2 protein-coding genes and 1 pseudogene are annotated in these 2,422 nt (G+C 35.1%); 1 reads left to right on the top strand and 2 read right to left on the bottom strand.

The genetic code is table 11. From position 1 onward, the window contains the following. The first annotated feature begins 120 nt into the window (after nt 1-120). Nucleotides 121-921 carry a cell surface protein gene (locus CVT14_RS10505; RefSeq protein WP_107850307.1) on the top strand — a complete coding sequence of 267 codons (801 nt, stop codon included), beginning with the start codon at nt 121-123 and terminating at the stop codon, nt 919-921. 75 nt (nt 922-996) lie between these two features. Here the strand turns inward: CVT14_RS10505 and CVT14_RS10500 are convergent, their stop codons facing one another. Continuing rightward, nucleotides 997-1,833 carry a hypothetical protein gene (locus CVT14_RS10500; protein ID WP_021089126.1) on the bottom strand — a complete coding sequence of 279 codons (837 nt, stop codon included), beginning with the start codon at nt 1,831-1,833 and terminating at the stop codon, nt 997-999. 115 nt (nt 1,834-1,948) lie between these two features. Next, nucleotides 1,949-2,422: pseudogene (locus tag CVT14_RS10765) on the bottom strand (flagellar biosynthesis protein FlgG); the annotation flags it as partial.

The following is a 2,422-nucleotide window of genomic DNA, read 5'->3' as shown; positions in this document are numbered from 1 at the left end:
TTTAGCATGCCACCTTTAAATTTAGTAAAAGAGCTAAACGAAAACCCAGCTGGAAAATATCTAGTAGATATGCTTGGTATAAAAAGAGATATTGATATAAAGGCGTAAAGGGGAGTTAAAATGATAACTAGCATAAACGGACTTAGCAACACACAGATACAAGATAACACTATCCAAAAAGAAAATGTAGCCAAAGAAGGCAAGCAAGACAAAAGCGTCATCGAAGAAAAATTTGATTACTCAAAGAATCTTTTTAAACCCTGGAGCGAAACTATAAAAGAATTTATAGATATAGACAAAAGCAAAGAGGGCTGGATAGTAGATACTATAAATCGAATTGATAATATGCTGTCTGATTACACCATTCAAGAAAGACGGGCTTTATCAGCAAAAAGAGAGCCAGAAAATATGGAAGAATTTAGAGTTCGCGAACTCCAAGATTACATGGACTGGTTGCTTACAAACTCTATAGACGGCAAACCAACGATAGTTGGTAAAATGGTTGGTCTTGGCACAGCAGAAGAAGAGGCGGAACTAGAAGCTTTTGTAAATTCATTTCCAGAAGGCACTATGATGAGCAATGATGGTGCTGCTTTGTTTGCTAGAGCAGATCTAAGCATAGAAGAGTTTAAAAAGCTTTATAGAGAAGACGTAGAAAAAACTACAAAAGAGCATAAAGAATTTCTAGCTAAACTACACAAAGAAGAACAAGAATACAATGCAAATTTTGCCAAAGAGCAAAGTGAGAAGAAATTTAAACCTATGCAGGTTAAGAAGAAGTATGAGACCTATGATATAAACAAGGATCAGAAATTTCTCTATGCAAGAGAGCTTTTAAATTTCAAAGAAAAAAGAGGCATAGACGTCTTAGAGCTTATGCAAAAGATAGGCAAGAAGCAAATTTTAAATAAGATGGCTTGATAAATAAAGCAGAGCTAGGATCATCCTCTATCTTGTCATAGGATGACTTAGTAGCGACTTGTGCTGGATATAAATTTAAACCTTTTTATCGACAACCTTTTTACCATTTTCTTCAAGCTTTTGCATGATACGAAGCACATCGATACCTCGTTCTCTCTCAAGCTCTTGAAGCTTAAGTAAAAACGAAAATTTCTCATCCTTAGTAATGTCATAAGTTTCAGTGTTTTTGCTTTCAGCTTGGATAGGAGTAAATTTTTTCTCTTTGGTGTCGTCTTTTTCTTCTTCAACGTTCTCTATATCTTGAATACCCTTTTCATTTATCTCTTTTAGTATATTGACAGCATTTTTAGCATCTTCGCCAGATAAAGTTATATTAAACCGCTCTTTTAGTGCATATTTAGCCCACTCTTCTTTAAACTCATCAACACTCATATCGCTATCAAGCAGATCAACAGTCCTTGAGTTTTGCATAAATAGCAACTGGCGATCGCCACGATATTCATTTAAAAATTCATTTACAGTGTATGGGGTATCTCTTAAAATTTTTGGCTTATCATTGTCTGGTTTTGCTTGCTGACCTTGTATGTATTCAACAAACAAACCCTTGCTTTCATTTATGAAATTTTTAAGATCTGATAACTGCTCGCTTGTAAAGTCAGGATCATAACCTCTAAGCTTTCCTATGATAGTGACTTTTGCTTCATCGCCTTTTGTAAAGCCAGATAGTGGATATATGTGTCTATCATAAGCCGCAGCTTGAGCTTTTCTATCAAGCCTTGCGTATTTAGGAAAGCTCATACCATATCCCATATTGTTATCAAGGATATCGTTTATATCGTTAAATTTAAACCCCATCTCACTAGCTATGTGCTCTCTAGATAGATAAGGATAAGGCGAGCTAGAAATTTGCATTTTACTATCCTTAGTAAATTTTAAACTACTCAATGATTTTCAAAATTTGTTTGAGTAAGGTTTTTCTTTGATTTAAATCGACCTTTCAACAATTTAGTTTATATATGACTTATCTCTACACAAAAGTCTTGCTGATAGAGCTTATCCTCTCACTCCAAGAATTTGCTAGAGAATTTATATCCTTACTAGTTGGCTTAAATTTCTCATATTCGTTTGAAGTGACACTCTCTGCGTTAATGTTCTTTGATCTTGCATACATTAAAAGGGTTAGCTCTTTAAGTCTTTCTTTTATGAGCGCTTTGATACTCTCGTTATCCTTACCCATTTTTTCAAAATCCACAAAATACTCTTTATGCTCTCCAGTGCTTGAGATATCATTTAAGGCAGCGCTACTTAGCTTAGTCTTTGCACTATCACTTGGTAGTGGTCTAGAGCTGCGCAAAAATCCCATAAAAAGAGCCTCTTTGCTATAACCTTCATCTACTTGATATACCGACATATCAGGGTTAAAGCTAAACTCATCACCTGCTTCGCTCATCGTAAAATCAACCTCTTTTACTATGAGCCTAACGCCTGCACTTGAAAGCTC

This window comes from Campylobacter concisus (assembly GCF_003048445.1).
Lineage (GTDB): Bacteria > Campylobacterota > Campylobacteria > Campylobacterales > Campylobacteraceae > Campylobacter_A > Campylobacter_A concisus_BF.
Note: the sequence above shows the minus strand (reverse complement) of the source record. Positions and strands in the feature narration are given on the sequence as shown.

Excerpts from the sequence above, each read along its gene's own strand:
- CVT14_RS10505 (WP_107850307.1), top strand. The coding sequence starts at position 121 with ATGATAACTAGCATAAACGGACTTAGCAACACACAGATACAAGATAAC.
- CVT14_RS10500 (WP_021089126.1), bottom strand. The coding sequence starts at position 1,833 with ATGCAAATTTCTAGCTCGCCTTATCCTTATCTATCTAGAGAGCACATA.